The sequence below is a fragment of the Chitinophaga sp. sic0106 genome (assembly GCF_019219075.1).
Lineage (GTDB): Bacteria > Bacteroidota > Bacteroidia > Chitinophagales > Chitinophagaceae > Chitinophaga.
Window position 1 is genome coordinate 93,642 of the sequence record NZ_JAHUWJ010000026.1, and the last position, 6,195, is coordinate 99,836.

Genomic DNA, 6,195 nt, shown 5'->3' on the forward strand with positions numbered 1-6,195 from the left:
TTATGCGGTTATTAAACAGACTTAAAATCATCTGGCAGGTCCTGAAGCAGTCGGGCAGCGAGTTTATTGATGATAAAGTACTAAAACTAAGTGCCGCACTCTCCTACTATACCATATTCTCCATAGCCCCGATGCTGATCATTATCATTTTCCTTTGTGATATTTTCCTCAGCAAGGAATCCATAGAAGGCAGTATTTACACGCAAATCCGCTCCATGGTGGGTGACGAGGCTACGGTGCAGATACAGAATATGATTCAGAACGCCTCCTTATCCGGTGATGTAAGCTGGGCCACTATTGTGGGTGTGGTGACGCTTATCATTGGTGCCACCGGGGTGTTTGCCGAAATTCAGGACAGCATTAATTTTATCTGGAAGCTCAAAGCCAAGCCTAAAAAAAGTGGGATTGTGAAGATGATATTGAACCGGTTGCTGTCGTTTTCACTGGTAATCAGTATGGGTTTCATTCTGCTGGTGTCTCTCGCGCTGAATGGTGTGATGGAGGTACTAAATCACCGGCTGCTGTCTTTATTCCCGGAGATAGAATATTTCACGTTATACGTTGCTAACCTTGTCATTACATTTTTGGTAATCACCTCTTTGTTTGCCATCATTTTCAAGGTGCTGCCGGATGCGCGCATCCGCTGGAAAGATGTACTGGTAGGGGCGATTGCTACTGCCGTGTTGTTTATGATCGGGAAGTTCGCTATCGGGTATTACCTGGGAGCCAGCAAGGTGTCTTCAGCCTATGGGGCCGCCGGCTCCATTGTTATTATACTCCTGTGGGTTTACTATTCGGCCGCTATCCTATATTTCGGCGCAGTATTCACCAGGGTCTGGGTACAATACTTCGGGTCCCGTATACACCCCAACGACTACGCCATCTGGATACGGGAAGTGGAAGATGGGAATTCCCCAAATACATCCGTTTCAAAAGGTTGAATTTATTAATTATTAATAAAGTATAGATGTGATAATAATTGCATCCGTATTTTCAATTTTGCCAATTATCTTTGCGCAACTATGTCTACAGAACAGAATACATTCCAGGCGATCATATCGCACTGTAAAGAATACGGTTTCATCTTTCAGTCCAGCGAAATTTACGATGGACTCAGCGCTGTGTATGACTATGGTCAGAACGGTGCCCAGTTGAAAAAGAACATCAGGGACTACTGGTGGAAGAGCATGACACAGCTCCATGATAACATCGTGGGTATTGATGCTGCCATATTCATGCATCCTACCACCTGGAAGGCCTCCGGTCACGTGGATAACTTCAGCGATCCAATGATTGATAACAAGGATAGCAAAAAGCGCTACCGCGTGGATCACCTGATTGAGGCTTATGCCGCTACCTTGCCGGAAGACCAGGGGAAAGCGCTACTGGGTACCATGGAACAACTGGAAGCTGCACAGGATTATGCCGGACTGAAAGCATTGATTGAAGAAAATAAAATTGCCTGCTCCGTGAGCGGTACTGTAAACTGGACAGATGTACGTCAGTTTAACCTGATGTTTTCTACACAGTTGGGTAGTGTGACCGACGAGGCAAGTGAAATATATCTCCGCCCTGAAACTGCACAGGGTATTTTTGTCAACTTCCTGAACGTGCAGAAAACGGGCAGGATGAAGATACCTTTCGGTATAGCACAGGTAGGTAAAGCCTTCCGTAACGAAATTGTGGCCCGTCAGTTCATTTTCCGTATGCGTGAATTTGAGCAGATGGAAATGCAGTTCTTTATCCGTCCCGGCTCTCAGAAAGAGTGGTATGAGAAATGGAAGGAAACCCGCATGCAATGGCACCTGAGCCTGGGTATCGATCCGGCTAAATACCGCTTTAAAGATCACGTGAAGCTGGCGCACTATGCTGATGCCGCTGTGGATATCGAATTCGAATTCCCGATTGGTTTCAAAGAGGTGGAAGGTATTCACTCCCGTACTGATTTCGATCTGAAACAGCACCAGGAGTACAGCAAAAAGAAGATCCAGTACTTTGATACAGAGATCAACCAGAATTATGTGCCATATGTGATTGAAACCTCTATTGGTTTGGATCGTATGTTCCTGCTGGTGATCTGCTCTGCATATGCGGAGGAAGACCTGAGCACACCGGAAAAACAGGATAGTCGCGTAGTACTGCGCTTACCAGCCAAGCTGGCGCCTACTAAACTGGCTATTTTCCCACTCACTAAAAAGGATGGTTTGCCGGAACTGGCGCAGCAACTCATGGATGAGTGCAAGCAGCACTTCTATTGTTTTTATGAAGAGAAGGATGCGATCGGTAAGCGTTACCGCCGCCAGGATGCGGTAGGTACGCCTTTCTGCGTAACCATCGACCATCAGACAAAAGAAGACGGTACTGTTACCATTCGCCACCGCGATACCATGGAGCAGGAACGTGTGCCGATGTCGGAAGTCAGAAATCTGGTACTCAACAAGATTTTATAAAAGAAAGGTCCGGTAACTTACCGGACCTTTTCTCTTTTTATGGCTAGCCGTATAATTCCAGGTGAATTTGTTTTCGGTCGTACCCCAAGGCCTGTATCCGCTGTTTAGCTTCATCGATCATATTTTTCCAGCCGCACAGATAGAAATTGGCAGGGCGCTTATCCTGCAGCATTTCCTCGTAAATATGATGTACATAGCCTTTGCGGCCGCTCCAGTCGTCCTGGCGGGATAACGTAGGTATGTAATGAAACCCCGGAAAGGATTGTTCGAGCTGTCGCATTTCTTCAGCATAGAGCAGGTCTTTTTCATACCTGCTGCCGAAAATGAGGTGTATGCCGTTATGTGGGATGTTGTGATGGTTGAGATAATGGCTCATGGCACGAAATGGCGCGATGCCTGTACCAGTGCAGATAAAGAAAATTTCGGTTTCTAACGTTTCCGGCAGTACGAAAACGCCGAGAGGCCCTCTGAGTGTAAGCTCACTTCCTTCCCTGATTTCGTTGAAAAGATAGGTACTGCCTACACCTCCTTCCAGTAGTACAATTACGAGTTCTATTTCATTGCTCCCGTCGGGATGGGAAGCGATGGAATAGCTGCGCCATCTTTTGTTTTTCTTTTCATGAATGGGGAGGTCGAGCGTCACAAATTGTCCTGGCTTGAAGTCGAACCGCTCCAACTCCGGTATTTTAATCCAGAAACGACGGGTGTTGTGCGTGGCATCTACAATTTTTGTAACGATGCCGGTATACCAGTTTTCGACCATGTGGAATCAGGATTTTCTCATACTGAATATAACGAATATTCCTGTGGGAAATTAGCAGGCGATGAATTTAATCTCTCCCTAAATATTTATCATGTTTAATTATAAGCTATTTAAATATTTAATATTTATTAATTTTATATAATTATTAATGTATTTAATCCCGGTAAATTAAACCTATGATGAAACAATCAATGTTTATAACAGGAGCCATGTTTTCCCTGTTAACCTTATCACTATTCTCTTGTAAAAAATCTGATGATACTACGCCGGAGGTGGAGCCGCCGGTGGTAGCGGAAGCGCGTCCGTTGCTGGATTCAGTTATTACCATTGCTGCCAGTCCTGAATGGAATTCGACGACTGCCTACAGGTACAATGCAGATAGTACACAGTATGCCGATATTTCAATAAATGCAAATGGGGGTGCACAAGGGGTGTTTTTTCTGTATTCCAACAAGCAGTTGATAAGATTTGTATTCAGTGAGACAGGCAATGTGAATGATACTACTAATGGTACCACGTTTATCTATGACACTAAAGGGAGGCTGATAATTAGAAACCCTGACAACTGGGCCAATCGTGACTCCCTCGTTTATAACGATGCTAATCAGTTGGTACGCATCTTTAAATACTATTCCGACGAGCTTTATTATGCAGATACTCTTACCTGGACAGGTAAAAATCTCACCAGGTATAAGTCTGTTCAATACATCTATGGCAGTGAGGACAGATATGTGGAAACTCACTCTTTTAAATACGATGATAAAAGGAATCCTTTCGTTAGTGTTCCTGTCAGTGCTTTCTTTTTCCCGGAGAATATCTGCAGGCTGAGTGAAAATAATATAGTTGAATATTCAGATGAAGTGGAAGGAGGGCGTTCTAATACTACTAAATATACCTACACCTACAATGATAAAAATTATCCGACAAACGCTGCTTATGTGCTTACAGGTGAAGGGGTAAGTGATGAGGGAACGATCAGATTTGTATATAAGAAATAAGACAAGAAAAATATTTAATGATTTGAGCTAGGCTGTTAGCAGCTTTAGCGTAAAATTAGTTGACAAGGATTCATGAAAAATAATACTACTTTCATAGCAGGTGCAATGTTCACCATATTAACTATTTCCCTCTTTTCCTGCAAAAAATCAGATAATGCAACGCCAGGAAATGAAACAACATCGGCAGTGTTCCTGGATTCTGTTTTTACAACAGGAAAAACAGCTGTTGATACCGAAGTAAGCACGTACCAATATAATGAGGATGGAACACAGGCTGCTGAAATTATTACCTCTGGAACAGGTATTAAAAGCAGCTTTTTTTATCTGTATACCAATAAGAAAATTACCCGCCATGTATATTCCAGCACGGGTCATTTGGCGGATTCAGCATGGGGTTCTGATTGTACTTATGATGCTCAGGGTAGGTTAAGTATAATACTTCCTGTAGGAGAGTCGATGCGTGATTCTATTGTATATAATGACGCTAATCAGATCATTCGCAGATTTTCAACTAATTCCGGCAGAATTATTTTTGCAGATACCCTGACCTGGACTGGAAAGAATCTTACACAATTTAGATATACCAGATACGAGATGAATGGTGAAGTTGCTTTGGTAAATACCGTCAATTATAAGTATGATGATAAGAAAAATCCCTACCTCTGTGCACCACAAAGCGCTATCTTTATACAATTCAAGAATAATATTTATAAGCTGAGCGAAAACAATCCTGTGGAGGTTTCAGAAACACAGGAAGGTCAAGCTACTGTAACAGCAAAGTGGAATTATGTTTATAACGAGAAAGGCTACCCGGTAACGCTAACAAGGGTGTACTCCGGTGGCCAGGCAAGTGGTGAAGTACCTATGCGTTTTGTATACAAAAAATAATCAATACCATTTACTAATTTATGCAGGGGCCAGCATTGCTGGCTTCTGTTTTTGCTTAAAAAGCTATAACCATTTAACATTTTTATGAAAACTTCCAACTTCCTTTTCGGAGCCTTACCCGCTTTATTAGCCGTGTGCATAATCTCCTGCAGTAAATCCGATGTCCCAACACCTGATACCGGTAATCCCGGCGGAGGCCTGCCTGGCGTGGTATCCGGTGCGCCACTGCTCGACTCCGTAATAGAAGCAGAACAAAAAGGCAGTATTAACTGGCTGTTTAAATACAATGCCGACAGTACGTTAAACGCACAACTGATTACCAACGATGCGGAAGATATTCCCAATGGCTACTTTTTTACTTACAGCGGCGGAAAGCTGACAAGAATCAACTACGCTGAAACGGGTAACGTCAAAGATACGCTGGCTACCGACAGACAGCTGATCACCTATGATGCTAAAGGTCGTCCGGCATTGATCTATAATGGTGAAAATGGGTTTAGCTCCAAAGACTCCCTGGTGTATAATGACAATAATCAACTTATCCGCACATTTTCCTATTCGGACGGTAAGCTGTCGTATCAGGACACACTTACCTGGACCGGCAATAACGTTACCAAAATTGTAAGCAGAGAAAGTATGAGTGGCTCCACTGAAACCTTCCTGCGTACAATGACCTACAGGTATGACGATAAGAAAAATCCATATGCCAGCGTTCGTGCTGCTATGTTTACAGAAGGCGAAATCAACTGGTTGAGCGAAAATAATGTGGTAGAGCTGGTTGAAAAAACCTCATTGGAAAACACGGAATGGAAAACAACGTATACCTATGTATACAATGATAAAAACTATCCGGTTAGCAGTACCTGGAAGGGTGATTCGGATACTCAAACCGGCAGTATCAGATTTGTGTATAAGAAATAATACATTGATTTATTATAAAATATTTATAATTGTAAAGAGGGCCTGGAAGTAGTCATGGTCGGAAGAAATTTCTTCCGACCATTTTCTTTTATATATTTTCTTTTGATTTTTTAACAAGATACTGACAACCATTTATTTATGATTACATATCACTATTTTAGTGATTGATGTATCA

Annotated in this window: 6 protein-coding genes; 5 read left to right on the plus strand and 1 reads right to left on the minus strand. The window is 42.7% G+C overall.

Features of this window, described 5'->3' with window-relative positions; translation table 11 throughout:
- The first annotated feature begins 2 nt into the window (after positions 1-2).
- Both KW844_RS26695 and KW844_RS26700 read left to right on the plus strand, forming a co-directional pair.
- Positions 3-941: a YihY/virulence factor BrkB family protein gene (locus KW844_RS26695; RefSeq protein ID WP_218379824.1), complete on the plus strand. Its 939-nt coding sequence runs from the start codon at positions 3-5 to the stop codon at positions 939-941.
- An 81-nt stretch (positions 942-1,022) separates the two neighbouring features.
- Positions 1,023-2,450 (plus strand): glycine--tRNA ligase, encoded by a 1,428-nt coding sequence (locus tag KW844_RS26700; RefSeq protein WP_218379825.1) that lies wholly within the window; start codon positions 1,023-1,025, stop codon positions 2,448-2,450.
- Positions 2,451-2,493: 43 nt separating this feature from the next.
- On the opposite strand, the gene KW844_RS26705 is transcribed toward KW844_RS26700, so the two are convergent.
- The gene (locus tag KW844_RS26705; protein ID WP_218379826.1) at positions 2,494-3,213 is read right to left on the minus strand and encodes a ferredoxin--NADP reductase; all 720 of its coding nucleotides are present in this window, start codon (positions 3,211-3,213) and stop codon (positions 2,494-2,496) included.
- 176 nt (positions 3,214-3,389) lie between these two features.
- Between KW844_RS26705 and KW844_RS26710 the strand changes: the two genes are divergently transcribed.
- The 3 genes from KW844_RS26710 (at position 3,390) to KW844_RS26720 (ending at position 6,020) form a co-directional block, all read left to right on the plus strand.
- Positions 3,390-4,211 carry a hypothetical protein gene (locus tag KW844_RS26710; protein WP_218379827.1) on the plus strand — a complete coding sequence of 274 codons (822 nt, stop codon included), beginning with the start codon at positions 3,390-3,392 and terminating at the stop codon, positions 4,209-4,211.
- A gap of 72 nt (positions 4,212-4,283) precedes the next feature.
- Complete coding sequence (locus KW844_RS26715; protein WP_218379828.1) at positions 4,284-5,099, plus strand: hypothetical protein; 816 nt, start codon at positions 4,284-4,286, stop codon at positions 5,097-5,099.
- 84 nt (positions 5,100-5,183) lie between these two features.
- Positions 5,184-6,020 carry a hypothetical protein gene (locus tag KW844_RS26720; protein ID WP_218379829.1) on the plus strand — a complete coding sequence of 279 codons (837 nt, stop codon included), beginning with the start codon at positions 5,184-5,186 and terminating at the stop codon, positions 6,018-6,020.
- Positions 6,021-6,195: the final 175 nt, after the last annotated feature.

What these genes read in the sequence shown, in the direction of transcription:
- KW844_RS26695 (WP_218379824.1), top strand. Translation starts at nt 3, where the DNA reads ATGCGGTTATTAAACAGACTTAAAATCATCTGGCAGGTCCTGAAGCAG.
- KW844_RS26700 (WP_218379825.1), top strand. Translation starts at nt 1,023, where the DNA reads ATGTCTACAGAACAGAATACATTCCAGGCGATCATATCGCACTGTAAA.
- KW844_RS26705 (WP_218379826.1), bottom strand. Translation starts at nt 3,213, where the DNA reads ATGGTCGAAAACTGGTATACCGGCATCGTTACAAAAATTGTAGATGCC.
- KW844_RS26710 (WP_218379827.1), top strand. Translation starts at nt 3,390, where the DNA reads ATGATGAAACAATCAATGTTTATAACAGGAGCCATGTTTTCCCTGTTA.
- KW844_RS26715 (WP_218379828.1), top strand. Translation starts at nt 4,284, where the DNA reads ATGAAAAATAATACTACTTTCATAGCAGGTGCAATGTTCACCATATTA.
- KW844_RS26720 (WP_218379829.1), top strand. Translation starts at nt 5,184, where the DNA reads ATGAAAACTTCCAACTTCCTTTTCGGAGCCTTACCCGCTTTATTAGCC.